The organism is Ornithinibacillus bavariensis, from assembly GCF_050433565.1.
Classification (GTDB): domain Bacteria; phylum Bacillota; class Bacilli; order Bacillales; family Amphibacillaceae; genus Ornithinibacillus; species Ornithinibacillus bavariensis.
Genome location: NZ_JBNPWZ010000003.1, coordinates 163810 through 189696, shown reverse-complemented (window position 1 = coordinate 189696; position 25887 = coordinate 163810). Strand labels below are relative to the sequence as shown.

At 36.0% G+C, this 25887-nt stretch carries 27 protein-coding genes and 1 tRNA gene; 23 read left to right on the top strand and 5 right to left on the bottom strand.

All coding sequences use genetic code 11. From position 1 onward, the window contains the following. Positions 1-4: 4 nt before the first annotated feature. Positions 5-78, top strand: a tRNA-Arg gene (locus HNR27_RS07765). Positions 79-248: 170 nt separating this feature from the next. Here HNR27_RS07765 and HNR27_RS07760 read toward each other — a convergent pair. Further along, entirely contained in the window at positions 249-722 is a 474-nt protein-coding gene (locus HNR27_RS07760) for an ImmA/IrrE family metallo-endopeptidase (protein ID WP_429339336.1), read from the bottom strand. A gap of 10 nt (positions 723-732) precedes the next feature. Next, complete coding sequence (locus HNR27_RS07755) at positions 733-1056, bottom strand: helix-turn-helix domain-containing protein (protein ID WP_429339335.1); 324 nt, start codon at positions 1054-1056, stop codon at positions 733-735. Between the two features lie 308 nt (positions 1057-1364). On the opposite strand from HNR27_RS07755, the gene HNR27_RS07750 reads away from it, so the two are divergent. The 18 genes from HNR27_RS07750 (at position 1365) to HNR27_RS07665 (ending at position 17607) form a co-directional block, all read left to right on the top strand. After that, positions 1365-1547 carry a helix-turn-helix domain-containing protein gene (locus HNR27_RS07750; RefSeq protein WP_429339334.1) on the top strand — a complete coding sequence of 61 codons (183 nt, stop codon included), beginning with the start codon at positions 1365-1367 and terminating at the stop codon, positions 1545-1547. A 481-nt stretch (positions 1548-2028) separates the two neighbouring features. Further along, positions 2029-2439, top strand: coding sequence for an RNA polymerase sigma factor sigma-70 region 4 domain-containing protein (locus tag HNR27_RS07745; protein ID WP_212921307.1), 411 nt, complete (start codon positions 2029-2031; stop codon positions 2437-2439). Positions 2440-2678: 239 nt separating this feature from the next. Next, complete coding sequence (locus HNR27_RS07740; RefSeq protein WP_429339333.1) at positions 2679-2927, top strand: hypothetical protein; 249 nt, start codon at positions 2679-2681, stop codon at positions 2925-2927. A gap of 275 nt (positions 2928-3202) precedes the next feature. Next, positions 3203-3613, top strand: a complete 411-nt coding sequence (locus tag HNR27_RS07735; RefSeq protein WP_429339332.1) for a sigma factor-like helix-turn-helix DNA-binding protein — start codon at positions 3203-3205, stop codon at positions 3611-3613. Further along, positions 3606-4097: a hypothetical protein gene (locus tag HNR27_RS07730; RefSeq protein WP_429339331.1), complete on the top strand. Its 492-nt coding sequence runs from the start codon at positions 3606-3608 to the stop codon at positions 4095-4097. The genes HNR27_RS07735 and HNR27_RS07730 overlap by 8 nt, the downstream gene beginning before the upstream one ends. Before the next feature lie 641 nt (positions 4098-4738). After that, on the top strand, positions 4739-5191 hold the full coding sequence (locus tag HNR27_RS07725; RefSeq protein WP_429339330.1) for a phage major tail protein, TP901-1 family: 453 nt from the start codon (positions 4739-4741) through the stop codon (positions 5189-5191). A 164-nt stretch (positions 5192-5355) separates the two neighbouring features. Continuing rightward, a complete protein-coding gene (locus HNR27_RS07720) occupies positions 5356-5721 on the top strand; it encodes a tail assembly chaperone (protein WP_212921199.1) in 366 nt (121 codons plus the stop codon). A gap of 113 nt (positions 5722-5834) precedes the next feature. Further along, positions 5835-6098 (top strand): hypothetical protein, encoded by a 264-nt coding sequence (locus HNR27_RS07715; protein ID WP_212921198.1) that lies wholly within the window; start codon positions 5835-5837, stop codon positions 6096-6098. Next, positions 6095-9241, top strand: a complete 3147-nt coding sequence (locus HNR27_RS07710; protein ID WP_429339329.1) for a phage tail tape measure protein — start codon at positions 6095-6097, stop codon at positions 9239-9241. The genes HNR27_RS07715 and HNR27_RS07710 overlap by 4 nt, the downstream gene beginning before the upstream one ends. Positions 9242-9246: 5 nt before the next feature. Further along, positions 9247-10095 (top strand): phage tail domain-containing protein, encoded by an 849-nt coding sequence (locus HNR27_RS07705; protein WP_429339328.1) that lies wholly within the window; start codon positions 9247-9249, stop codon positions 10093-10095. A 31-nt stretch (positions 10096-10126) separates the two neighbouring features. Beyond that, on the top strand, positions 10127-12010 hold the full coding sequence (locus HNR27_RS07700) for a right-handed parallel beta-helix repeat-containing protein (RefSeq protein ID WP_429339327.1): 1884 nt from the start codon (positions 10127-10129) through the stop codon (positions 12008-12010). A 67-nt stretch (positions 12011-12077) separates the two neighbouring features. Then, entirely contained in the window at positions 12078-13973 is a 1896-nt protein-coding gene (locus tag HNR27_RS07695; RefSeq protein ID WP_429339500.1) for a phage tail protein, read from the top strand. Next, positions 13973-14173 carry a hypothetical protein gene (locus tag HNR27_RS07690; RefSeq protein ID WP_429339326.1) on the top strand — a complete coding sequence of 67 codons (201 nt, stop codon included), beginning with the start codon at positions 13973-13975 and terminating at the stop codon, positions 14171-14173. The genes HNR27_RS07695 and HNR27_RS07690 overlap by 1 nt, the downstream gene beginning before the upstream one ends. Positions 14174-14626: 453 nt before the next feature. Next, positions 14627-14845, top strand: coding sequence for a BhlA/UviB family holin-like peptide (locus HNR27_RS07685; protein WP_429339325.1), 219 nt, complete (start codon positions 14627-14629; stop codon positions 14843-14845). Positions 14846-14905: 60 nt separating this feature from the next. Continuing rightward, positions 14906-15964 carry a glycosyl hydrolase family 28-related protein gene (locus tag HNR27_RS07680; protein WP_429339324.1) on the top strand — a complete coding sequence of 353 codons (1059 nt, stop codon included), beginning with the start codon at positions 14906-14908 and terminating at the stop codon, positions 15962-15964. A gap of 163 nt (positions 15965-16127) precedes the next feature. Then, complete coding sequence (locus HNR27_RS07675) at positions 16128-16451, top strand: hypothetical protein (RefSeq protein ID WP_429339323.1); 324 nt, start codon at positions 16128-16130, stop codon at positions 16449-16451. 51 nt (positions 16452-16502) lie between these two features. Then, positions 16503-16730 (top strand): holin, encoded by a 228-nt coding sequence (locus HNR27_RS07670; protein ID WP_429339322.1) that lies wholly within the window; start codon positions 16503-16505, stop codon positions 16728-16730. Between the two features lie 25 nt (positions 16731-16755). After that, positions 16756-17607 carry a peptidoglycan DD-metalloendopeptidase family protein gene (locus HNR27_RS07665; RefSeq protein WP_429339321.1) on the top strand — a complete coding sequence of 284 codons (852 nt, stop codon included), beginning with the start codon at positions 16756-16758 and terminating at the stop codon, positions 17605-17607. Between the two features lie 273 nt (positions 17608-17880). On the opposite strand, the gene HNR27_RS07660 is transcribed toward HNR27_RS07665, so the two are convergent. Beyond that, entirely contained in the window at positions 17881-18417 is a 537-nt protein-coding gene (locus HNR27_RS07660) for an AAA family ATPase (RefSeq protein WP_429339320.1), read from the bottom strand. Between the two features lie 587 nt (positions 18418-19004). Here HNR27_RS07660 and HNR27_RS07655 point away from each other — a divergent pair. After that, a complete protein-coding gene (locus tag HNR27_RS07655; protein WP_429339319.1) occupies positions 19005-19940 on the top strand; it encodes a DUF3231 family protein in 936 nt (311 codons plus the stop codon). A gap of 375 nt (positions 19941-20315) precedes the next feature. Here the strand turns inward: HNR27_RS07655 and HNR27_RS07650 are convergent, their stop codons facing one another. Beyond that, positions 20316-20795, bottom strand: coding sequence for a hypothetical protein (locus HNR27_RS07650; protein ID WP_429339318.1), 480 nt, complete (start codon positions 20793-20795; stop codon positions 20316-20318). 14 nt (positions 20796-20809) lie between these two features. Beyond that, entirely contained in the window at positions 20810-21586 is a 777-nt protein-coding gene (locus tag HNR27_RS07645) for a hypothetical protein (RefSeq protein ID WP_212921177.1), read from the bottom strand. A gap of 381 nt (positions 21587-21967) precedes the next feature. Between HNR27_RS07645 and HNR27_RS07640 the strand changes: the two genes are divergently transcribed. From HNR27_RS07640 to HNR27_RS07630, 3 genes are all read left to right on the top strand, one after another. Next, positions 21968-22981: a S66 family peptidase gene (locus HNR27_RS07640; protein WP_429339317.1), complete on the top strand. Its 1014-nt coding sequence runs from the start codon at positions 21968-21970 to the stop codon at positions 22979-22981. Positions 22982-23151: 170 nt separating this feature from the next. Beyond that, positions 23152-24654 (top strand): pyruvate kinase, encoded by a 1503-nt coding sequence (locus HNR27_RS07635; protein ID WP_429339316.1) that lies wholly within the window; start codon positions 23152-23154, stop codon positions 24652-24654. Between the two features lie 194 nt (positions 24655-24848). Further along, complete coding sequence (locus tag HNR27_RS07630) at positions 24849-25832, top strand: tetratricopeptide repeat protein (protein ID WP_429339315.1); 984 nt, start codon at positions 24849-24851, stop codon at positions 25830-25832. The last annotated feature ends 55 nt before the right edge of the window (positions 25833-25887 follow it).

Below are 25887 nucleotides of genomic sequence, written 5' to 3'. Positions count from 1 at the left end.
ATATGTCCCAGTAGCTCAGCAGGATAGAGCAACAGCCTTCTAAGCTGTGGGTCGGGAGTTCGAATCTCTCCTGGGACGTTAACAAAACCCTTGTAAACTATAAGTTTACAAGGGTTTTTATTTTTAGGTATTCTTACATTTTCTATGTTTTATTACTACGAATTCCTTTCATATCTTAATGTGCTAGTCAGAACTAGTATTATTATCATTCAAAAAACAAAACGTATGTTCTTTTTTGTGCAAAAAAATTATATGTCCTCAAACCATTCGATTACCCCTAATGGATTGAAGCATATTGTATAGCCCTTGTTGTAATTAATTGCATCGCCGTATTTCTCTTGATATCGTTCAAGTGCCTTTTCTAAAAATGACTCCGTAACTCCTAAAAATTCCGCAAACTCATATTTATTTTTAATTTGTTCTTTATGTGCTTGAATAATTTTGGATAAAGGAACTATTTTTTCATAAGCCCAGGATCGAGCCCGTTGTTCTTGTTTGCGATTGTCAATCTTTGATTGATCGAGTATATTACCTACTGAGGTTTTATAATGACCCATCTCCTCCGCAAGAATGCAATATTTCTCAGCGTAAGTTGGAAGGGACTTGTTCATCCATATAACATTATCACTATATAGACCTTTAATTTGTCCTTTCAGATATCTTTCGTAAACAGACAACCCTAAAGATGAAGCTTCATCTAAAAGCTTTTCATACTGCATCATTAAGCACCCCCTATTGTTGTCTTTTTGTTTTAATGAATTCCTTAAATCGTTCGATCTCTTCTAATTCTTCTTCTGTCCAATCTTCTCCCTCGTGATGGGCAGCAATGGTAGATGGTTCATTTTCTACATTAATAACTTGTTTATCAGTACGCCCAAGGAGATAGTCGACAGAAACATTAAAGAAGTCTGCAACCTTTTTAACATTTTCAATCTTTGGTGATGAATTATCCCAACGACGAATTTGTCCGTTAGAGATACCTACTTTTCTCTCTACTTCTGCAAAAGTTACTTTTTTTTCGTCACATAGAGTTTTAATTCGTTGTACTAAACTCATATTTATCAACCTTTCTATAACTTAAAACGAAATAAATTAACTTTCACACTATCTAATGTTGACAAATAGCGCAAAAGCTAATATAGTATGTTCATAAGCTAATTTATTAGCCAAAGAGAGTAAAGAAATTCCCGACCATTTTGTATACTATTCTTTCCTAGAAGAATGGGATAAATGTATTATTTCAAGGCTTTTTCAAGTCTTATTTAGCTATGCTTAAATAATAGCATACAAGCTAATATAGGTCAATTATTTTTAGCGAATTAGCTAACAAATTAGCTAATCTTTTAAAAGAAGGAGGTAGAGTCATGTCAGAAGATTTGGGAGTAATGGTCAGATTGATATTATTTAAACGGAGGATGAGTCAGAAGGAGTTAGCTTATATAGTTGGTATTTCAAATGCTTATTTATCTGACATTATCAATGGTAGAAAAAATGGACCAAAGGCGCAAGAACTTATTAAACACATTAAAAAAATTTTAGGTGTTTAGGAGTTGAGGTTAATAGGTTTAGATATTTCAGATGTAGCTAGTTCAAGTGAAGAAGTGAAATGAAATAAAAGAGTGAGCAAAGAGAGTTAGTAGAAGTGTAGCTTACAAATACATTTGATAATTCTCTGCAATTTAAAAGAGTGGACGAGCAGTACTAGTTATCAAATATATGCAAATTATGCGAAAGAAAAACCCACTGACGGGAATCAGTGAGCCTAAGTAAAACATTATCAAACATATTGTAGCATATAGGTTGGTGATAATCATTAATTTATTTCCAAACCTAATAGAACATATCTTCTTGACTGGATGCAACAAGTGTATATCAGATTTAGTTATAAATACAGGGTTTTAAAACTTTCTATATTAAATTTATGAACAATAGATGGAGAATATTAATTAAGTAATCTAGAAATAGGTTTAGCATGAATTACAAGGATTAAAAACGATTTCTTATGGAAGGAAAAGGTGGTAGAGAATGATGTATCAATGGATAAAGGACTATCAACAATTACAACAGGATATGGATTATCTTGAATATCAAATAGCAAGAAACAAGAAGGAATTAAAGCGGTGGACTTCCGGAGATTTGCAAAATGTAAAGTTAAATGATAAGTCAGTAGCTGCTAATCTTGAAAATACTATATTTGAACTAGAATATGAATTAGCTCATAAAATGAATGATTTATATGATGCTAAGAAATTAATTAGTTCTTTTAAAGGAATAGATCATCAGATCCTTTATCAAAAATACGTAGAAGATAGGACCTTAGAGAGCATTGCCGAACAATTAAACTATAGTGCTGGGTACATTTATAAAAAACATGCTGAAATAATGAGAGTGTTGAAGTTTGCTCATGACCTAAACTTGACCTTTTCTAGCAGTAAATAGTAGGAATGTTTTCTATTGATAAAACGTTTTATAGTAATAGCATACCAGTTTGTCAAAGGACATCTCTTTGTGAGATGTCCTTTATTCTTTGTAAAGTAGGTGAGGCTGTAAACTTGTGATCATCAAAATAACTAAGTTATTAATTCTACTGTTAATGGGTAACACAGTTTGTCGAGAAAGCGTTTTTTAGCAATACATCTAAACACAGTATCTACGTGTTCAAGAAGGAGGATGAATAAATGAACGTGTTTATTGACGCACTAAAGCTGACTGGCTACGCAATGTTGGTTGTATTCCTAGTTCCAATAATCATTACGATCGCAGCTTACGTCGGATATTTCTTCGGACTAATCGTATCAGTCTTTGCTGGCGGAATCCTTACCGGTGTTTTGCCGATAACTACTGGAGCAATTCCTCACATTACTGCATGGTTATTTGTTTTTGGTTTAATTGTAACCTACCGTAGGGGAAGTGAAAAAAATGAATAGTTCCATTGAACAACCAAATAAAGAAGTGAAGCTAGAATAAGGGGAACTTGAAGAAATGGTTTTACGACTAATAATCAAAACAGAGAAATCTCTTGAAGAGTATGAGTTAGATAGCGAAGAAAAAAGTTAATAAGCAAACTTTACTAACAGATTGATCTTAGAAGATAAAACTTTGTCCCAATCTTATGAACAAGGTTGATGGTACATTTCCAACAAATAAAAAAAAAATCGATTTCAACCTTATAAACAATATAAAAGGAATGAAGAAAGGGGAGTTGATTATTATAGTTTCAACTACGATTGATTTAACTGAAAAGGAACGAAGGATAGACGAAGCCTATGCACTTGATAATCCGGAAGGTGTTCGTTTACTATTATCCGACTATCACGCGCTAGTTAAAAGGCAATATGATGGAGATACAGATGCGATAGTGATAATAGCTGACCTTAGTAATGCAATTGAGTTAGCAAACTTAACGAGTCGTCAAAAAAGTGCCATAAACTGTGTATTTATCAAGGATTGGACACAGGGACAGACAGGTAGGGAGTTAGGGATCTCGCAGCAAGCTGTAGGAAATTATATCGCAACAACCCTTTCTAAAATTGCAGCTGTGTTCGAATATTGGGCGAAGCATGACGAGGGATATCGATTAAGTTATGGAAAGGGGAATCTGGGAAATGATTGACTTCACAAGCGATTATAAATTGAAACTTAATGAGGTTATCGACAACCTTTATGAAAACAAATCGAAAATGGATCGTAATCAGCGAATGTGGCTGGTTCAGTATTATACGGATGAGTACTTTAGACAGGTAAGAGAGCGTCCGGATGTTAGCGCATTAAATCGATTGGCTACATTAATATTAGATGATGAGATAACGAATCCTGATGTATATAAGATGACACATATGGAATATCCGATTATGAGCCACAGACAAGAGGTTAGGCGAAATAAAGCGCAAGTATCGATAAAATGGGCGGATGAAGTTGGTACAGACGGAAAGAACTACCGGCAAAAGTCGCGAGAAATGAATCGGAGAAAAAGAAACATAATGAACGAACATATAGATGGCGCTGACATAAATGCACGGAATAAGGAAAGATGGAGAAGGTATTTGGAATTTACGAAGGTTCAGCCGGTATTTACTTATATTTCACGAGTAAATTAGGATTAAGTATTGTATTTTATTACTTCTCACGGTTATACATTATAGAGGCAGTTTTTACCACCGTTTGCTTAACAAAAAGTGGTACTTTGTTCTGTCCAAAAATATAACCTAAAATGGGAGATGATGTTTCATGGCGTATAAAAATTTGTAAAAAATATACAGGGGTTGATTTTCTTTGGAAGAAATCGGACCGGAAGACAGACAAACAAGGAGTAGAAAAAACAGTGAAGATAGGCGGTGAATATTAAGATCAGCACCTATATTATGTAAGACGAATGATTTAAAGATAAGATAAAGGTACCAGCGGAAATAATATTAGACGGTATCACCGTTGAAGTAAGAATAACCTTAAATACAAATCAAGACAATATAAGCTTGCAGAGACAAAATTCCTCTCTGCTTTGGTTTTGCTTATAGCTTTTCGAAAAAACTAGAAACAAGGTGAAATACACGAAATGCTTTTATCCGTGGACTCACTATATATAACCTCGGGCGAATCAACGTCCGGGCTTTTTCATATGGAAGTAACGAAAGAAGTACCGCTAAGTGCGGCTGAACTTCGAATAAAATGAAAATGCACTGACTTTATTTCTATATGAAGTCGATCGCATTTCACATAAAAATAAGGAGGAAAATTAATTATGGCAGTTGAATTTAGAGGAGAAGAATTTCTTTATTTAGTTGAGGTTCCAAGCGACACAGAAGGAGAAACATCTAGAACTTATCGCCTATTTAACCAAACAAGTGGATCTACAACTTCTGAAGCGGACGCTATTGATTTAAGTACAAAGGATAAGAGTGGGTCTGATTATGGTAATGTAACGCAATCCATCTCGGTAGAAGGCGTATTAACTGAGGGAGACACCGCTATCGCCTATGTTAAAACAGCACAACGACAAAGGAAATTCGTAAAGATTATTGAAGTTAATACGAGAACTATGACTACGGAAGCTGGAAACTATATGATATCATCTTTCGAAAGATCCTTCTCAAACGGTGAACATGCAACTTATACGCTAGAGGGTTCACTAAACGGTTCAATTCAAGAGGGTACACTAGCAGAACTTCCGGAAGGCGCATCTGATAATAACTAGTAACCCTAGTGTACTTGAGGAGGTTACAGAATCGTCTAGAGTGACCCTCTATTCAGTAGTGAAAGAATCTATGGACGAGATGTAGACAAGGAAAAAAAGTAATTAATGGCGGGATTATCCCGCCTTTTATATAAAAATCGAAAAATAATCGGAGGCTTATTAATATGAAACTTTTTGAAATAAATGGCGAAGAGCATGAATTAAAGATAACACTAGAAAGCGTAAAATACTTAAATGGTCTATACGAAGGTGGTGCCTTTATGCTCATTCAAAAAGCACTGTCTGGGGACATTGATACGTTTGTATCAATTGTACATGCGGGATTATTCCACACGAAAAAAGGGTTTAAAAAATCGGACGTTGAAAAGGCGATTGAGCAAGGAATTAGTCAAGAAAAAATCGATTTAGACTTCATTAATCAAGTGTCCTATGGAGTTGTGGCTGAGAGTTTTTTCTACAAGAAGACGGTAGACAAGATGTTCCAAAAAGATCCGAAGGCGAAGAAACAAATCGAGGCACTAATGAAGTAACCGTCGATCAAGATGCTGGATATATCGAGGTTGAAGAGTGTATCCGTCACGGTTGGCGGTATCTAGGATTAGAGCCCTACAAAATACTCCGCATGACACACCGAGAATTTGCGATGATATGCGAAGAAAACGTCGAGCGTACACACGATGAAAATGAACGCCAAGCTATGTACGCAATTATGTATGCAGCGGCATCTCGAGGAAAAGGAAAGCACGGTAAATTGCCGAAGCCGGATGAGTTATACAGACGCCCTACAGAAGAAGATATGACGAAAACAAAGGTCAAGAGTGTCCTTGAAAAACAAGTACGTGCACAAGAATGGCTAGGGCAATTTGATTTAACGAAATTAACTGGAAAGGAGGTTGATGCTAAATGATAGGAAACGTGTTAGTTCGGGTAGGTGCAGATGTATCCAACTTCCAGCGTAATCTTAAGATCGTAGGTAAGGATTTACAAGATTTAGGTGGTAAGTTTGAGTCGACAGGAGCCTCAATTACCAAAATATTTGGCGACATAAAGGTTGCTTCCTTAGCTGGAATCGGCATAGCAGTTAAGGCTGCGAGTGATTATGAATTAGCTTTCGCTGGTGTTCGTAAGACTACAAAAGCAACTGAAGCAGAATATGCCAAGCTATCAAAAGGTATCCGCGATATGGCGAATGAAATTCCGGCAAGTTCAGAAGAAATCGCTTCTGTAGCAGAAATAGCTGGGCAGTTAGGGATTAGTAAGGACCACCTGTTAGACTTTACGCGAGTTATGATTGATATGGGAGTAGCTACAAATATAAGTGCGGATGATGCAGCTACTGCACTTACGAGATTTGCGAATATTACGGGGATGTCAATGGAAGATATTGACAGGCTCGGGAGTACGGTTGTCCATCTAGGTAACAATTTGGCGACCACTGAGGCGGAAATTGTGGAAATGGGACTTAGACTTGCTGATACCGGTAATCAAATCGGACTATCCGAAGCACAGATTCTATCCTTCGCAGGTGCTTTATCATCAGTTGGTATAAATGCCGAGACTGGAGGTACAGCGTTCTCGCGCGTATTTCTAAATATGAACAATGCAGTATTGGACGGAGGAAAAGAACTCGAAAAATTTGCGAAAGTAGCCGGAATGTCGTCTAGCGACTTTAAGAAAGCTTTTGAACAAGATGCGGCAAACGCTCTTATCGCATTCATTGGTGGACTTGATAAATTATCAAAAGGTGGCGCCAATACAGCCGAAGTCTTATCGGATTTAGGACTTGGAGAAACTCATGTTAAAGACACTTTGTTACGCGCTGCTGGAGCTTCTAACGTATTTACTGATGCACTTCAACTAGGTAATGTAGCTTGGGACGAAAATAGTGCACTAACGAGGGAGGCTGGGGAACAATACGGAACCTTCGCGTCCAAGGTGAAAGTCTTACGAAACCGTTTTAAAGATATAGTTACTGCCATCGGAGGTCCATTTATGGAAACTTTAAGCGGAATGATTGACGTATTTGACCCAGTCATTTCCGCCTTCGCTAGATTGGCAGAATGGTTCGCAAACTCTAGCGATAACACAAAGACGTTTATAACGACAATGGTGATAGTTGGAGCGGCATTAGCAGCACTTGCAACAGGATTTGGAACATTACTGATGTTCGTAGGTTCGGTAATAACTTCAATTGGAGCAATAGTATCACCTATGGGACTAGCTTCATCGATGGTATTAAGATTTATTGCAATATTTATGGGTATTGGAATTTTAATACCGACCATAGCGGGGCTTGCAGTAGTTATCGTAAAAAACTGGGACAGTATTCGTGAAAAAACTTCCGAAATGGTAGGAGCCGTCTCTAAATCATTATCCGGATTTACTAGTGCAGTAAGTGAAACATTTAAAAAGTTCGGGTCTGGTGCATTAAATGGGGTAATGGAAGGATTTGGATTTGTTGCGGATTTGGTTGGGGCCGGATTCGAGAGGATGCAGGACGCAGGATTGTCCTTTTTTGACATAGTGAAGAAAGTAGCTAGTTTTCTTCCATCATTATTAACCACCTTTTTAGGTCTAACTGGTCCTATTGGATGGTTAGTTGGGGGATTAATGTTCTTAGCGACTAAAACGAACATTGTCAGCGACATGTTTAAGGTGTTTAAAGGTGAAATGGAATTTTCGGAAGCCATCAATAACATGGCTACAATGGCGTCGGAGTTTATTATAAATTTAGCGGAGATGGCAACCGGAGCTATTGTAAAGGGTAGCGAAATTATGATTAACCTAATAAAGGGGTTAACGGATTCTCTACCACAAATAATTGAGACTGCTACAGAAATTATTTCTACATTACTCGATGCGTGGGTCGAGGCAATTCCGATGTTATCAGAAACGGCAATTACAATGATAAACGCACTAGTAGAAGGTATTACCTTAGCTTTACCTGGTTTACTAGAAAGTGCAATTTTGATTATCACTACATTAGTTTCGGGGATTGTCGAAGTACTACCAACCTTGATTGAAGTAGGTATTGAGGTTTTAACCACCATAATTGAAGCGATTGTAGGCGCACTTCCTATGTTAATTGAAGCTGCAATATTGCTGATAACATCGTTACTAGACACCTTGATTGAAAATTTACCGATGATTATAGACGCCGGTATATTATTATTAACTAGCCTAATTGACGGTATCATCGAAACATTACCTGCTTTAATTGACGCGACAATTCTCTTAATTACTTCGTTATTGGATGCGCTAATTACAAATCTACCAGTGATAATCGAGGCTGGGATCAAGATTTTAGTTGCGTTAATTGAGGGGTTAATTACTTCGCTACCACAACTACTCGCGGCCGCAATTATACTTATTTGGGAGCTCCTAAAAGGAATAGGTAAAATGATTCCACAAATAATCATTATGGGCGGAAAATTAGTCGTAGAATTAGTAACTGGATTACTTGGATCAATCGAAAAGTTAGGGGAGGCTGCATTAGAACTTGGAAAAGAATTTTTAAGTAGAATTGGTGGATTTGTCGGAGATATGCTCAAAGCCGGAAAAGACTTAATTAGTGGTCTTATCACAGGCCTTTTAGAAAAGAAGGAAGAGGCGATCGCTAAAGTAAAGGAAATCGGAAGTAATATCAAAAATGCGATTACTAACTTCTTCGGAATCAAATCTCCGTCGCGTGTGTTCCGTTATCAAATAGGACAGATGCTCGGTGAGGGATTAATCCTTGGTATGCAAGACGAATTATCTGCTATTGCAAAAATGGCGCAAAAAATTTCCGAAGCTGCAACACCGGAGCAACCAAAACTAGCAGGAATTGATGTAGGTGATTTTCTCGGTCACGCCAATCAAATAACGGCCCAAATGCAGGCGAATTTAGTAGGGGAAGATCAAGGAGTCAATAGAGGAGACACGTATAATTATAGAGGTATGCTTGAAGGTGCAACATTTATTGTTCGTGAGGAAGCGGACATCAATCGGATAGCTGAGAAATTGGCGCAAAAAACAAAAGAAGCTAAAGTTAGGAAAGGGCGGAGGTGATTCGCATGTCCAATTATACGTTTATAGGAGATCCGCTGTCGGAATCTAGCGTAAGTATTAATAACGGTATAAGGTTAGCGGACTTCGGCGTTCACTTACTCGCCGATTCCGAAGAACCTGCGCTACCACAAACACGGGATAAGACGCTTGTTATTCCGGGTAGGCATGGCGAATATAATTTTGGAAGTTATTTCGATGCGCGTCAGTTAAATTTATCATGTGGTTTTAACAACCAAGCGACATTAGCAGATGCGCAACAATTAATACGCGAATTGAATACGATGTTGCTCGACGAGTATGGGCGACCGAAAGAAGTCGAATTAGTTTACGATTATGAACCAGATAAATTGTATAAGGCGACTCTTAGCGGTGTGGTACCGGTTAACCGAATATCGCGTGCTGGTACGTTTGTATTGCCGCTGAAAGCAAGTGACCCGTTCGCTTACTCACGAATATATGCGGATGAAATCGTATGGGGTAGCGATGTGGTGACGTTTGAATATAATTACCTTCTTGGACACGATGGACTTGGTGGAGCGATTGATATTACTTCGCCTAAGGCATTTATTATTACCGTGGATGGTTATAACGTTAAACCGAAATTCGAAATCGAAGGGTCAGCGACTAGTCTTAATATAAGTGCAAATGGAAATACAATCGCTTTACCGCCATTTAATAACGAAACTTGGAAGATAGATTGCGAGAATTACACGGCGGTAAGAAACGGAGTTAATGTATTTGGTGACCTAAGTTTTGGCGAATTTGTTCTTTATTCAGGAGAGAATCAAGTAAGTATTGGTGGTAACGGTATAAACATTAAAATGCGAGTTAAATTCCGAGACAAATATATGTAAGCCTTATTGGGCGTAGGAGGGAAGGTTAAATATGGCGGAATTAATTAACAAACAAGACTCGCTCAACAAAGGGCGGGTGAAAATAAACGAGAGCATCTTGGCGAGTGAGCGTGCGGAGCAAAATTCGACCGAGGCGTTGAATACTGCAAATGAGGCAAAGGAACTTTCGAAAGATACTCAGACACAACTTGATACTATTGTTATTAATGGTGACTCTAGCGTTGAGGCAGCACAGGCTAGGGTAGATGAAAATGGATACGCATATCCTAAATTGAAAGCAAGGTTAGATACAGAACACAGTCAAGTTACATCATCTATAGAAAACACAAATATAGATTTGAAAGAACGAGGGATTAATATAAAAACACTTGGTGCTATTGGGGATGGTGTGGCAGATGATACGCAAATTTTTCAGTATGCATTAAACTTAGCTAAAAGTAGTAATGTTCATATTTTCATCCCAAGTGGTACTTACAAAATAACATCCGTATTGAATGTTTATAGTAATACGCATATCACATTGGATAGTGATGCAACAATACTCCGAGCGCATGATGGCTCTTTTTTTCTAAATGGTGAATATGGTGGCAACTATACCGGCTATGAGGGAAATGGGAATATTACCTTTGAAGGCGGAACTTTGGATGGAAACATTATAAATTTCCCTTCAAATTTTAGTGGAATCAGTTTAGGACATGGGAAGAATATTACAGCTAGAAATATGGTATTCAAAGATATGATATTCGGACATTGGTTTGATGTTTCCGGTTGTTCTGATGTACTGATTGAAAATTGTCAATTTCTGGGATACAAAGATTCTGGTGGGAGGGAATATTCGGAAGCTATTCAAATTTCTTCACATTCAGAAGGGGGATTTCCCGCTTTTGGGAGTTATGATAGTACTCCAAGTAGAAACGTAACTATAAAAGACTGTTATTTTGGCTCTAGCGGTACAGAAGGAACAACTGCTTGGGCGGTTGGTGTAGGGGATCACGGGCAAGTGGACGGAGTTTATAATTCAAATATAAAAATTATTGGGAATACGTTTGAAAACTTGACTTATGCAGGTGTTCGTATTTTTAAATACAGAGACACAATAATACAAAATAACTCTTTCTTAAATTGCCAAAGAGGTGTAATAATTTCTAATCCATCTACTATTGTCGAAACTAGTAAAAATATCATTATTGACAATAACATTTTCAGAAATACTATTGGGAGAGATATTGAAGCGGGAGCCTGGTTTGTTGGTGGGGCAGTCTCAAAAATGGAATCCATTGTAATTAGAGGAAATATCTTTGATAATGACATACCTTCTTTAACGGATTCCATTTTTATCCGGTTAGCAGATAATGTTTCAATTGAATCCAATATTTTTAAAAATGTTTATCGTGTTGCTTACCTTCTCTATGTCTCAAATATGAATTTTGTTAAAAATAAAATTACAGATGTTGTTAGGGAAACAGTGTTTACAGATGAACCTGACGCTGGCTTTCGTAATATGGGGTTAACATCAAATTTTATTATTGAAGGTAATATTATTAATGGCACAGGACGGCACGTTTTATATGTAGCTTATGTTAAAGGATTTTCTATAAATAATAATGTAATAAATTCTCCAGCTATAGAAACTGATAATACTAGAAGTGGTGTTTTATTAACATCATCCTCTTCTGATGGTTTTATTGCGCATAATAAAGTCAGAATGAACGTGAGTGGTAATCAAAACCAGTATGGCGTACAATCTACTGCTACTACATCAAATATTCAGTTGTTTAATAATGATTTAGAAGGAAAAACAGGAAAGCAAAACTTACGGGGGGCGAATGTATTCGATGGATTTTATATTACTGATAGTGTAGGTGTTAGACGAATCGTAACCGTAAATACTAGTGGAACTTTAGAGGTTAATTAACCGAAATAAATAGCGAAATTTTCATAGATACCATTTCCGAGGTGTCTATTATTAGGAGGTATGTCCTATATTAATTATAAAAGACAAAAACATGACCAAGATAGGTGTACTCGAGAACGCCTTCGATATATCCGTTACTAGACGCGTCAACGAATTGTGGACCGCGTCTTTTTCTTTGCCTAAAAACGACAAAAAGAATGATTTATGTTCGCACCTTTATTACGTAGACATCACGTCACCTACCGGACGATACTATGGACTTTACCGCATAATGCCGACTATGACATCGAAGTCGGAATCGGACGATAAAATCACGTACACCTGTCATCACGTATTGTCAACGCTTATGGACGATGTACTAGACGGTTATCATCAATTTACGAATCAGACTACACGGTACGTATTGCATGCGCTACTTGACCGCCAAGAAACGAAACATTGGCGATTAGGTGACGTTGATTTTACAAGATACTTCCACTACGCCTTCGAGAATGAGAACGGATTACTAGCGCCAATACTATCGATACCAGAACCGTTTAACGAGCCTTTTGAGTTTACCTTTGATACTACCTCGTATCCGTGGACGCTTAACTTAAAGCGCGCACCTGACGATGTAAAGGCGGAAATCCGTTGGGGAAAGGATATGATTTCGTTCGAGGAAGTATCCGACCCATCGTCGATTGTTAACTATATTATTCCGAAAGGTAGTGGAGAAGGCGTTAATCGACTTACTATCGCGGACGTTAACGGAGGCAGGCATTATTTAAAAGATGACGAATCAATCGCGAAATGGGGAAAGATTTCGTATATTTGGATTGACCGACGGTTCGAGGACGCAGAGTCCTTAAAAGCGTCAGCGCAAGCTCTCCTCGACAAATGGAAAGAGCCGACGATTTCTTTTACAGCTAATGCAGCGGACTTATCTGTCCTACCTGAATATGCGCATGAACGGCGAGTATTAAACGGAGTTACACGGATAATAGTCGAACATAAAACGTATTATGGACGTATTATTGAGGAGAACATTCCGGACTTATCCGAGGAATATAACGTCGATTATAAAATCGCTAATAGACTTGATGATATTGCAACTATACAAGCGGATATCGAACATAAACAGCAGATTAACGATGCGTATTCGCAAGGCGCTACGAATATCATTTCGTTCAATTACCAGGATAATTGCGATTCTAATATACCAGCAGTTATTCCGTTTTATATCGATGATGATGTAGTTAACGTAAATACTTGTGAATTAAACTTCCGTACAAAGCGATTTCGTGCCTACTCGCAAGCGACTAAAGGTGGCGGGGCAATTGTAAAGTCTAGCGGAGGTGGTGGTGGTACAACGCGTTCAACTTCAAGCGGTGGAGGAACCTCGACAAGTACACAAAGTGGCGGAGGTACGACACGCTCAACACCTTCGGGTGGAGGACATCGTCATAGGTTGTTTGTCGATAATGGGACAGCGTCGGGTACCCTTCAAAAGAGAAGATATTTTGGATTTGCACAAGAGCAAAATTATTCGCCTACTGTACAATTTGAATCATCCGAGGCAGGGTCGATATACACGTTCGATGCGGATGGAGACCATACGCATTCGGTAACAATTCCTGCGCATACTCATAACTTTAGCGTACCTAATCACACACACGACATTGTGTTATCCAACCATACGCATGAAATAAACCTTCCAAATCATACGCACGAAGTCGAGCATAAGATAGTCGAATTATCCTCACTACCATCTTCCGTTGTAATTCGAGTTGACGGAAATGTGGTACCGCATACTGGAACGATAGGAGATCGAATTAATTTAGCGGATTATATGGCGAAAGATGCAACCGGTAAGGTGGCACGAGGACGTCACGAGGTATCGATAAGTCCGAACGGATTAGCTCGGATTGAAGCAGATATTATATTACGTGTATATATACAAAGTCATCTAGGAGGAGCAATGTAATGATTAAATTAAATGTAACCACACATAGCGGTGATGACGATATTATCGAAGTAGAAGCTTACGATGCGAAGGAACTGGAAGATAAAAGAAACAATAACGAATTAGAGAGTATCGCAATTGGAGATAATGTTTATTCCCGTATTGACTTAAAAAACATAAAGCGGATTAGAGAAGAGTTAGAGCAACTTAACGAAAATTGAGAAGTCATTCAAAGAGTTTTAACATTTGACTTAAATCTTATATAGTTCTCTTTTCATTGCTATCAATATTAATCTATTTTATGAATTGAATTATCGCAAAATATAGTATATATTATTGCGTTTATTATTAGATTGCCTTTATTATAATACACCAGTCAGGGGAACTATACGGGCTAATTCTATTAGAATTTTCCGTTAACTAGACTAACTCTAGTAAAATGATCAAGTTAGGTTTTTTAATGGGTGTGAGGATAGGGTAATCTGGTAATACTTTGGCTGGGAGTGAGTAAATCTATCAGTTTTTGTTTCTGTGAAGTAATATACCTTCTTTTATTGGAGGAGTCGTACTAAACTAAATAACAAATTATAAAATTGAAATTAAGAAAACATAAAAAGAACCGATTTTAGGGTCGGTTCTTTTTTATTTTTATGTAGTAAATATGGGGGTTCGCCATGGATGAAACATTAATTCAATATTTCCTCACACAAGGGCCATTCGCGGTCCTTTTTGTATGGCTATTTTATTCTAGTAGAAAAGAATCTCAGGAGAGAGAAAAAAAACTCTATCATACAATAGATGATCAGAACGAAATTCTTAAAGGATTTAGTACAAAATACGATATTGTCATTACAAAACTAGACGATATTGAAGAGCGTTTGCCGCCGAGGTAATGGTCTATTTTCTTATGTGCATGAATGTAAAACACTAATATTATAAGTGAGGTAATATTGATGAATATAGTAAACAAAATAAACATTAAGGATTTTGGTGCGGTGGGGGATGGAATCGCGGATGATTCTAAAGTATTTCAATATGCACTTAATCTAGCTAAGGAACAAGGAGCTGTCGACATTTATGTTCCACCAGGTATGTATCGATGGGGTAGTCCTTTAGTTGTATATAAGAATACTTCAATTACATCTGCACAGGATGCGGTGTTTTTGCGTGGTCATACCGCCTCTATGATTCAAAATGGCAACAGTAGTGACTATTTTACAGAGTATAATGGGAATGGAAATATATCGATTAATGGTGGAGTGTTCGATTGCAATTTGAAAGAAATTAATGATGACTGTAGTGCTTTTCAGCTATCCCATGCTGAGAATCTTAGATTTACCAATTTGACTATAAAGGATGTATATGGCGGTCATGCATTTGATTTAGCAGGGGTTAGAAATGTGGTGATTGATAGGTGCTCGTTCTTGGGATATCGCGACTTACCGAATGGTTCAAGAAACTATTCAGAAGCTATTCAATTAGATTTTCAAACAGCCGGTGGATTTCCTTTATTTGGAGCACACGATAATACTCCTACTTATAACGTTACCATAAGTAATTGTTTTTTTGGACAAAGCGATACCTCTAACACTACTGCTTGGGGAACTTGTATTGGTCACCATTCATCAGTTAATGGTAAATGGGTTCATACAATAAGAATATATAACAATATCTTCGAAAGCACTATAAACACTGCAATTCGATTAATAAAAAATAATAACGTAATTATTGAGAATAACACGTTTAATAATTGTAAAAGTTTTATAGAAGCAATTATTCCAAATACAGATGTTCAATCAGGTGATTCTATTGTCATTAAAAATAATTACTTTAATGGAATTACTGGTGATGGCAATCCAATATCTATTAAAGGGAATGAACTTGCAACGTACAAAAATATAGAAATTACATCCAATTCATTTAGAAATATTTCTAGTGGCAGTGGTGCCATTTATAGTTACCACACGGATGGGTTGAAAATAGTAAGTAATAAATTTTTTGATTGCACATGATCCGCATGGGTTGTTAATTCTCAGGACGTGATAATATAATTCTGCAGAAACTTGTATATTTGAAATGGTATATAGCCAGGATTCTGCATACTTAAAGATTTTTAATAATGTTATAAAGTCAACTGGGAGAGCGGCAATCAATCTAGCAGGTGTAGATAATTCAATGATAGAAGGCAACATTATTAGAAAAACTAGTCTAGAAACACCAAATTCCAGAAGTGCAATTGTATTGAGTACGAATTGTAATGGAGTGCTTATTAAAGATAATCAAATTTTACTTTCTAACAATAAATATGGGATATCAGTAACTTCTACATGTTTAAACATTCAGTCCTTTAATAATAATGCTCAAGGGATTGAAGGTGCAATATCGATCCCTCCTAATTCTGGATTCGATGGACTAGTAATTAATAATAATATATCTGGAACTAGATATAGGATGTTTATTACCGAGGACGGAAAACCGGAATTTACAGAATGGAGATAGAATAAAAAGACCAAACCATTATGGTCTTTTTTAATTTTAGGAGGTAAATACATGTTTGATATGGCATTGTCTATAGCAGTTGTAATTGCTTTAACAGAGTTGTTTAAGCAACTTGGATTCTCCAATAAATACTTACCGGCAGTATCTTTATTTTTAGGACTACTAGCAGGTATTTTTTATGTTGGTGGTACTTTGAAAGAGCAAATTATGTATGGATTAATGATTGGATTGTCTGCAGCTGGTTTGTTTGATCAATCAAAAATTGTTACTAAAAAATAGTATGAAGTAAGGAGGTGTGTTAGTAATGCCATTCGAAGGTTATAGAGTTACAAGTCCGTATGGGTACCGTACAGATCCGATTACTGGTCAAAGGAATACGTTTCATGATGGGATTGATCTAGTTAAGGGTCATCAAGCACCGGTTGGTGCATTCATACCGGGTAAAGTATTGTACGCTGGAAATGGAGTAAGTGGTACTGGTGTCGGAGGCTACGGTAATGTAGTCGTTATTCAAGATAAATACAATCGGGCTCATGTCTATGCTCATCTTTCTAGTGTGACAGTAAAAAAAGGACAAACAGTTAAACAGGGTGACATAATCGGTAAACAGGGTGCTACGGGTGCAAGAGTAACTGGTTCGCATTTGCATTACGAGGTGCGAAAAAAATCTAGTCCATCTCTTGGTTGGATTAATGATCCAAAAGCCAGAACTTTAGACCCCACTCAGTATGTCAAGGATTACTTTGTAGCAGAAAGTGTAACTGGGAATAATATTTATGTAGTTAAGGCCGGAGATAACCTTACAAAGATTGCTAATGCCTACAATACAACAGTGGATGCACTTGTTAAACTTAATGGTATCGATAATAAACATCTCATATTAATCGGGCAAAAGATTAAGTTACCTGGTAAGACAAATAAAAAAGAAATTCTTTACCTACCAAAAACAGCTTCTAGTTGGCGAGTTTATTCAACCACGGTTGCGCCGGTTAAAGGTAACGAAAAAGGCTTCTTAAATCCAAGGAAATTTGGTGGATTACAATATGAGGTGCTTGGTAGGCCTCAGGCTAACGTTGTTACTATCCAGACAAGGGATTTTGGTAAAGTAAATATTTACGTAGGGCCTGAAACAGGTGCAATATTAAAGAAAATTTAAGAAACTAACTATTTTCTTATTCTATTGGACTACCTGAGGAAATTGTTCTTGTTACTTAAAAAGCTGTATTAATTTCTTTTTTCTCATTATTTTAGATACTAGGGTACACTTTTTATCACAATTTTTTTGAAGGTCACTACGTTTCCTAAACTAGTAAGTATTTAATTTTTTAACCTCATGAGTCGAATTCCTTAGGATTCGACTTTTTGAGATTAGTCTATTTAAATGATTTCTTCTTTAGCGGATTAGAGAATTTACTCTCACGACTAATAATTATCTAATACGGGCCTCTTCTTTACGTTTTATAATTTTAGATAGCGTTTCCTCAGGAGTCATATAGGAAGAATCATTCCAAAGTCCTATTTTAGGGTTTTCATGTAATAGTACGTTATTAAGCGTTTCTACTTGCCATGCCGTATATCCAGACTTATTTCGCTTTTGCTCTCTTTCAATTATTGAATTAACATTTGGATGAAGTGTAATGAAGTAAATTGGCTTTGATTTGAATTCATCTAGAAAGCCCATGACCTCTTTTCCTAAATAATTATCTTGAACCACGACAGAAAATCCTGCATTGTAATACATTTCTACTACTTTTGCTGCAATCTTAAAACGGAGTCTTAATTGCTCTAACGCACTTTGGGAATAATTTGGAGTCATATCAATGTTTCCTTTTACGATCATTTTTCGAAAAACATCTCCACGCACATGAACTCCTTTCTCAAATTTCTCTGCTAACATTTGGGAAATTGTGGATTTTCCAGATGCCATTACCCCAGTTATAATATAAATTCCTCTTTCAAGTGTCACAGTTCTACCCTCCAATCGCCTACTCAGGCTTTTACAATATAAAACAGATATCTTAAAAGCTAACTGCATGTATTTTGTGAAGTACTTATATTGAAAGAATAGAGTTGGTTAATACTAATGACAAACTATTCTCTCAACCCGTGCTTGATTCACATCTTTATCCCTCATAAAAAAGTACGGTTTTCTTTAAGTCACTTAATATGGATAAAGCAAGTGTCCATTCGATTTTACCACGTTCATATTAATTTCCACCATTTATATTTTGTCTTTCGATTCAAATCTAGCTTTAAAAATTATTGAAATTATAAAACGTAAACTTTCGAGGAGCAAATAAAAAACTTAAACTAAGAATAATCAGTTCAGCCTATAAGTTTATGGCATATTAAACCGAAAATAGCACTTCACTATACAGAAGAATAGTCCTAGAAAGAAAATGGGCATTCTCTTCTATACAAATGTCTATATTATTGATTGAAAGATACATATTTGTCATCAGGTAGGAAAGAATATGTCTAGAATTATTAATTGGAGGTTTATATATGTCTAATAAATATAAAATGAGCTCCACAGAACTAGGTGCATTATGGATGACATATCATAAAAAGACAATGATTTTGAGAATATTAGAGTACTTTATTGAAAAAGCTGATGATGAAGAAGCTAAAAATCTAATGTCAGGCTTGTGGGAGCAGCTTCATCCAAAGATTATTGAAATGGAGTCCATGTTTATAAATGAAGGTGCAGTACCTCCAAAAGGCTTTACAAAAGTGGATGTCAATTTAGAAGCACCAAAGCTATGGGAAAATGGTTTTGATATTATGTTTAGCAGGATTTTAAAGGAAATAAGTACAGGAATGTATGCACTGCATTTAACAATTTCATATAGAGAAGACATCATAAAACTTTATAAGCAACTTACTGAAATAACAGAGAATTATTATGATAAATTTACACAATATCTTCTTGGAAAGTCTATTCTGTCACGTCCAAATTATGTCAATATGCCAAGTTCAATTGACTTTATATCTGATAAACAGTACATGAAGGGAAGTACTATTTTAGGGCAAAAAAGATTATTAAATACCATCGAATTCGGTGTATTATATCGTGGGTTTGAAAGCAACATTACAGGGATGCAATTAATGAAAGGTTTTGCACAATGTGCAAAGGATAAGGATGTGCAAAAGTACTTTTCAAAAGGTTTGGAGCTTTCAAAAGAAATTATACTTGAAAATGAAGGTATACTAATAGAAAGTAATATCCAACCTCCTTCAACACCTGGTGGAACAGTTACGTCTTCAACCATTGCTCCATTTTCTGATAGGCTTATGCTGTTTTGTAATTATCTGTTAGGTAGTTTTAGTCTGGGAGGTCAAGGATTTAGTGCAACTTTCTTGTGGAGAAATGACTTAATCACAAAAATAGGTGTACAAGCCAAAGATATATTTGAATACACAAGAGAAGGAGCTGCCCTCTTGATGTCTAAAGGATGGATTGAGGAACCACCTAAAATGGATCTTTGAACGATAAACTCCCTGATGCAGTTCGGAGTTAGAATTTTGTATAACGTAACTAGGAAAGAACATGCTAGTTATTATCGAGATCCGGAAATGTAGTCCTATTTAATTGCGCTGAATTAATGATTACCATTATAGGTGGGCGGCGAAATAATTCTATATTTAAATCTAAGAGCGAATCTGAATGGATTCGCTTTTTTCGATCAGTAGGAGAGAATAAATAGTTTGGATGTTTCCAAGAACATTCTTTTTTCCACTCCTTGGTATTGGTTGCTAACGAATAAACATCTCAAAATAATTATCAGATGGAAACTTTCAAAGAGTGTAGAAGCTTGAATAGAATTGCTTTAATAATATGTTAACTTTTGAAGAACAAAAAAATCATAAATTTTCATCATCGTTTAAATGAGGAGTATTAACTCCTAATGCTTTATGTTCTTTTAAAATAAACTCGACGCTTTTAACATTTTCTCTCTCGCACTCAACTACTAAAATTACTAAAGGGAGTATTTTCCTTTCTGTTCGTCGACTATTTTTAGTAAGCTTGATAACACATATATTCCATAAGAAGCCAATAGAGAATCCAATAAATGCTGCTATTAACCCCCATATAATTGGCCCCCATGTAAGATTAAACCCTAAACTAGTTCCCACAACCCCAGTAGCAACTGCTAATGCAAGTGATTTATCTAAAAAAGAAAAACCATCTGCATCATGTATCGAATCGAAAATTTTTAATGTCTCATCTGATTCATCGATTGGTATGGCAAATATGTTCTTCTTTGTCACTCCTTCTTGTTCTAATTTTGTGATTGCTAATTCAAGTGATGGAGAATGTTCAAAAATAGAAAATACCTGCATTGTTTATTACCACCTTATTCTTTCCTTACCCTGAAACTAGGGTGTTGATAAGTTTCCTGAAGATAGTATCGCTGTTCTCTGATATAAAGTTTATTATTTTCAACTGTATTCACATAAGCATCATACATAGAAAACCCATAAATCGAAGGTAAGAATAAAAGCCATTCTTTATTGAATACCTCGGTTGCTTTTTGAATCTCCCCCATGAATATGTAATTTAACCCTTCTACAAAATGGGAATAATAAGTAATCACTACCATCCATATTAAAATAAAGCCTGCTAAAACTATACGATGAATATACAGCTGCCCTAAGCCCGGCATGATAAAAGACCATAATAATGCAGTTATGGGATTCCTCTTATCCAAATAGTTAATTTCAAACGCACCAAGAACAAAGGAGTTGAAACGATGTTTTTCTCGTTGTGCTAAAAGTGTTATCTTATTCATATCGACAGCTGTTCGATAACTATCCCAAGTAGCAAAAAAGTAGGTAGGAAGATATAACATGAGCCATCTAGTATCCAAGACGGCTTTCGCTTGTTCAAAATCTCCTATGAATGTATAAATTATCGCTTCATTTAAATGCGCATTTAAATTAATGACCATTTCCCATATAAATAACGCCATTCCTCTTAAATATTTCGAAAGCAAAAGATGTCCAAATCCTGGATAAGCAATAGACCACCATGCAATTATAATTGGGTTACGTAAGTGCAGTTGTGTCGTCCCCAGCTGACTAACGTATCCAACATATCTTCTTGCTGTATTGTTATTATCATAATTATTCATACGGATACCCCACATAAATGAACTCCATTAAAATTTCATTTGATAATTGGCTCTTTCTTTAGGTTTTACATTTATCATATGGAATATCCAAATAACAAAAATGGTAGTTTGAATTTGTGCTTATTTATGATGTTTTTGCATTTAAACAGCTATTTAAGCTTAGAGTGGGGAGCATGGATTTTCCAGGAAGTAAACGAAAAAGTGCTAAATCTTGTTAAAAAAGTAATTTAGCACTTTTTCTTTTTAACTATTTATATTATATTGGTTCTACTTCTATAGATTTTTCCCGCTAGTAGTATAACTTCGATGTAATTTCCAATATTGATTAATTGTTATGAGAAAACGTATGGTAAAAAATTGGTAAAGAGGGAGAGGTTTTTTATGATTCGCTATCCTTATCTATCGGAAGGTGGCATTATTGGTATTACGGCACCGTCTTCAGGTGTTGAACCTGAATTACATGATCTAGTAAAACAATCTATTCACCGAATGGAGTCCATGGGGTTTCAAACTATTGTAGGAGATACGGTTTGGACGCAAAAAAAGGCAAAATCTGCACCTGCACAAGTAAGAGCATACGAACTAAATGCGCTGCTTCAAAACGATAAGGTTGATTTAATCTTTCCTCCTTGGGGTGGAGAACTCCTAATCGAACTGATAGAGTATATCGATTACAGTGAGGTTAAACCAAAATGGATTATGGGCTATTCAGACACAAGTGTGTTACTACTTGCACTTACATTAAAGACAGGAATAGCGACAGCACATGGCGTTAATCTAATGGATTTACGAGGGGAGAAAAGTGATGAGACAACAGCCATGTGGCGGAATGTATTAGCAACTAAATCAGATGAATCTATACTACAACAATCCTCTTTTTTATACCAAAAAGCATGGCAGCACGACAATCCGTCCCCATGGGTATTCCATTTAACAGAACCAACAGAATGGAAATCAGTACCAAGAGGTATTTCGCCTATAAAAGGGAGATTATTGGGTGGATGTGTAGATGTCATCCGTCATTTAATTGGAACACCTTATGGTGACGTAACGGCATTTCAACAACATTATATAGCAAACGAACCGATTCTTTGGTATTTCGAAAACTGTGAACTATCGACAACAGATTTACGTCGGTCTCTTGTTCAGATGAAGCTTGCTGGCTGGTTTGACAACTGTTCTGGTATTTTATTTGGTAGAAGTGTTGCAAATCAGACAATTGAAGGATATGAAATAGAGGATGTATATAAAGACCTTTCAAATGAACTAGGTATTCCTGTTGTGTATGATATTGATTGTGGACACGTACCTCCGCAAATAACTTTCATTAATGGAGCATTTGCAGAAGTGGAGAAAAGAGATGGTAGCTGGAATGTCCTTCAGACATTTAAATAAACTGATAAGTGAATAAAGGCCGTTAAATTGTGTAAGGATAGTATTAAATACAGATTGATAAACCAAATGCCTAGTTTTAAGGTGTTTGGTTTTATTTTTTTCATAAAATAATCTATACAACTCTCACAAAAAAATGCTTCTTCATATGCTATTAGTTAGGAAGGGGTGTGATGGGATATATGCGAGAACGGCACGATATGAATGAATTCGACTTGAAAAATTATATGATCACTATTCGAGATAGCATCCAGAAAAGGATATTACAGCAAATTAATGGGGCTAATCCCAGCATAAAAAATCTCTGTTCCTATCTAGCCTTGAATTCAATAGTTAAACCAGAAATTAATTCGATCTTAGTCGAGGAAGGATTTTTACCGTTAAATAAGAGCAGCTCACATATCATGTATACCATAAATAAAATTATTGAACATCTTGAAGGAAGCGGCAATAGTCATAAAAATGATTATCTCACTGTCAAGGATTCAATAGTTCGCAGAGAAATGCGTTCCATCGAATTATTTGGTCGTGGAAATGATGACATCCCAAATATCATGGTAACATTGGATGCTTCAATGCTTGAGAATCCAAAGGTCTTCGAAGAATTAATTCTTGGAGGCATGACTATTGCAAGAATAAATTGTGCACATGATAATTTAGACATATGGAAATCCTTAATTCACACGTTAAGAGCCACGGAAGAGAGAATGAATAACACAGCTGATGCTACGATTTCATCTTGCAAAATTTATATTGATTTACCAGGTCCAAAAATACGGATAGGGAAATTAAAAGTGAGTAAACAAAAGGGAGAGTATATAAAGGTTAAAAAAGGAGATACACTACGAATTTATCGAGACTGTCATTATTTTGGCAGCCCGAGTTCTAATGAAACACCTGCTTCTATTGGGATAACAATTCCAAAAGCTCTACGAAATGTACGTGTCGGGGATAGAATATCTATTGATGACGGTAAGATTTTCGCAAAGGTTACGTCAGTACAAAAGGAATACATTGATTCTGAAATTGTTCTAGCGAGAAACAAAGTAGAAAAGCTAAAACCGAATAAAGGCATTAATTTCCCGGACTCTTTAGTTCATTTAAGTGTACCTACTGTAACAGAAAGAGATTTAATAATTCTGGAAAACATGCATCAAGAAATTGATATGGTCGGTATTTCTTTCATTAATCAGCCAAAAGATATTCAAATCGTTAAGGAAAAAATAGAACAACTTTCATCAGAAAAAATAGGGATAATTGCTAAAATCGAGACAAAGCAAGCACTATTTTCATTGTCACAAATTATTCTTGAGGGGCTAAACCATCAGCCTTTTGGAGTTATGATTGCTAGGGGAGACTTAGCTGTTGAAATTGGAATGGAGCAGCTAGCAAGTGCTCAGGAGGGAATAATGGAAATTTGTGATGCAGGCCATGTTCCGATTATATGGGCAACTGGGGTATTAGACAGAATGAATAAAAAAAACATCCCATCCATTTCTGAAATTACCGATGCCTACTGGGGATTAAGAGCTGACTGTATAATGCTGAATAAAGGTCCCTATGTGCCGTATTCTATCGAATTTATCCACCAACTTGATCAAATAAATAAGGACAATATGTTCCAATCAAGAGATTCCTTACTTCCTTTTGTTCAATATGGCTTTACATTCGATTAATACTCTACTAAAAGATTGAGCTAAGCTATTTAGCAAGGTCTTTTAGTATTACATAGATTATGAAACAAATAACATTTTATTCGGAACACAGCTTATCAGTTTCTAATTTCGTTCAACCACTCTGTTGATAAATTTGGAAAAAAAATAAAATGCCCCTATAATGAAAAATATTACTCTTAAAAAGGAGGGAAGATATGCAACAAAATGATGAAAATATAATTCTCTTCCCCAGATGGCAAAACACGTTAAAAAATGAAAGCCTTCAAGCAATTCAAGAAAGGCGTTATGAGGATGCGTTAGATAAAATAAATAGATTACTTCATTATCATGTGAAGGATCATGAAATTATCATAGGTAAAATAATGTGTTTAATGGAGTTAGGGCGATTTGAAGAAGCTGAAGAGGTTTGTGAGGAAGTACTTATAAATAGACAGGATGAGAACTACTATCAATACCTTCATATCTATTTAACCATCCTCTTCCAAACGAATAAATACAGCTTACTATTGGAAAGAATTGAAGAAGAAATGAAATCTCCTGAATTACCATTAGTGATGAGGGAACAGTTCGAACAATTGTACGAATTAAGTATTAAATTAGAATCGGATATCGTTGAAAAAAACTCTGACATGTATCGTAATGAATTAAAACAAGCTGTTATAGATTGTGATTATTTTAAACAATGGAGAACAATTTCTAAGCTCCGTTCTATGAAATTTGCAATTCATGACACTATTATCGAATTGCTTTCCAACCAAGATGTCCATCCAGTTGTCAAAACAAATATTTTTCATTGGCTCCAGGATCAGGAATATTCTGATAGCGTTCAAATCGTCAAGTTTGGAATAGAAATGAAGGTAATTCCAATAGAGATTTCTGAAATTACTATTCAACCTGTATATATAAAAACATTACAGTATCTTAGCGATTTAGAACAAGAAAACCCAACATTGTTTCTTTTTCTAGAAAAAACGCTGTATCGCTACTTTTATGTGAAACACCCAATACTTCCTCCTATGGAGGATTGTATTTTTCTTGCTAAAAGTCTTCAAAAAATTAGTAATCAGATAACACATAGGCTTGAAGTAGAAGAAGATACCAATATAGAGAAGGTATTACACTTCATGGAAGACATCGTACAATGTGAGCAGCTATACTTATCTATCATTGAAGATTAGCTAGTAACATTTATGCTTTACCCTTGAAAGGGCTAGTAATTATGGTATAATAAGA

What these genes read in the sequence shown, in the direction of transcription:
- HNR27_RS07760 (WP_429339336.1), bottom strand. Translation starts at nt 722, where the DNA reads ATGATGCAGTATGAAAAGCTTTTAGATGAAGCTTCATCTTTAGGGTTG.
- HNR27_RS07755 (WP_429339335.1), bottom strand. Translation starts at nt 1,056, where the DNA reads ATGAGTTTAGTACAACGAATTAAAACTCTATGTGACGAAAAAAAAGTA.
- HNR27_RS07750 (WP_429339334.1), top strand. Translation starts at nt 1,365, where the DNA reads ATGTCAGAAGATTTGGGAGTAATGGTCAGATTGATATTATTTAAACGG.
- HNR27_RS07745 (WP_212921307.1), top strand. Translation starts at nt 2,029, where the DNA reads ATGTATCAATGGATAAAGGACTATCAACAATTACAACAGGATATGGAT.
- HNR27_RS07740 (WP_429339333.1), top strand. Translation starts at nt 2,679, where the DNA reads ATGAACGTGTTTATTGACGCACTAAAGCTGACTGGCTACGCAATGTTG.
- HNR27_RS07730 (WP_429339331.1), top strand. Translation starts at nt 3,606, where the DNA reads ATGATTGACTTCACAAGCGATTATAAATTGAAACTTAATGAGGTTATC.
- HNR27_RS07725 (WP_429339330.1), top strand. Translation starts at nt 4,739, where the DNA reads ATGGCAGTTGAATTTAGAGGAGAAGAATTTCTTTATTTAGTTGAGGTT.
- HNR27_RS07720 (WP_212921199.1), top strand. Translation starts at nt 5,356, where the DNA reads ATGAAACTTTTTGAAATAAATGGCGAAGAGCATGAATTAAAGATAACA.
- HNR27_RS07715 (WP_212921198.1), top strand. Translation starts at nt 5,835, where the DNA reads ATGATATGCGAAGAAAACGTCGAGCGTACACACGATGAAAATGAACGC.
- HNR27_RS07710 (WP_429339329.1), top strand. Translation starts at nt 6,095, where the DNA reads ATGATAGGAAACGTGTTAGTTCGGGTAGGTGCAGATGTATCCAACTTC.
- HNR27_RS07705 (WP_429339328.1), top strand. Translation starts at nt 9,247, where the DNA reads ATGTCCAATTATACGTTTATAGGAGATCCGCTGTCGGAATCTAGCGTA.
- HNR27_RS07700 (WP_429339327.1), top strand. Translation starts at nt 10,127, where the DNA reads ATGGCGGAATTAATTAACAAACAAGACTCGCTCAACAAAGGGCGGGTG.
- HNR27_RS07690 (WP_429339326.1), top strand. Translation starts at nt 13,973, where the DNA reads ATGATTAAATTAAATGTAACCACACATAGCGGTGATGACGATATTATC.
- HNR27_RS07685 (WP_429339325.1), top strand. Translation starts at nt 14,627, where the DNA reads ATGGATGAAACATTAATTCAATATTTCCTCACACAAGGGCCATTCGCG.
- HNR27_RS07680 (WP_429339324.1), top strand. Translation starts at nt 14,906, where the DNA reads ATGAATATAGTAAACAAAATAAACATTAAGGATTTTGGTGCGGTGGGG.
- HNR27_RS07675 (WP_429339323.1), top strand. Translation starts at nt 16,128, where the DNA reads ATGATAGAAGGCAACATTATTAGAAAAACTAGTCTAGAAACACCAAAT.
- HNR27_RS07670 (WP_429339322.1), top strand. Translation starts at nt 16,503, where the DNA reads ATGTTTGATATGGCATTGTCTATAGCAGTTGTAATTGCTTTAACAGAG.
- HNR27_RS07665 (WP_429339321.1), top strand. Translation starts at nt 16,756, where the DNA reads ATGCCATTCGAAGGTTATAGAGTTACAAGTCCGTATGGGTACCGTACA.
- HNR27_RS07655 (WP_429339319.1), top strand. Translation starts at nt 19,005, where the DNA reads ATGACATATCATAAAAAGACAATGATTTTGAGAATATTAGAGTACTTT.
- HNR27_RS07650 (WP_429339318.1), bottom strand. Translation starts at nt 20,795, where the DNA reads ATGCAGGTATTTTCTATTTTTGAACATTCTCCATCACTTGAATTAGCA.
- HNR27_RS07645 (WP_212921177.1), bottom strand. Translation starts at nt 21,586, where the DNA reads ATGAATAATTATGATAATAACAATACAGCAAGAAGATATGTTGGATAC.
- HNR27_RS07640 (WP_429339317.1), top strand. Translation starts at nt 21,968, where the DNA reads ATGATTCGCTATCCTTATCTATCGGAAGGTGGCATTATTGGTATTACG.
- HNR27_RS07635 (WP_429339316.1), top strand. Translation starts at nt 23,152, where the DNA reads ATGGGATATATGCGAGAACGGCACGATATGAATGAATTCGACTTGAAA.
- HNR27_RS07630 (WP_429339315.1), top strand. Translation starts at nt 24,849, where the DNA reads ATGCAACAAAATGATGAAAATATAATTCTCTTCCCCAGATGGCAAAAC.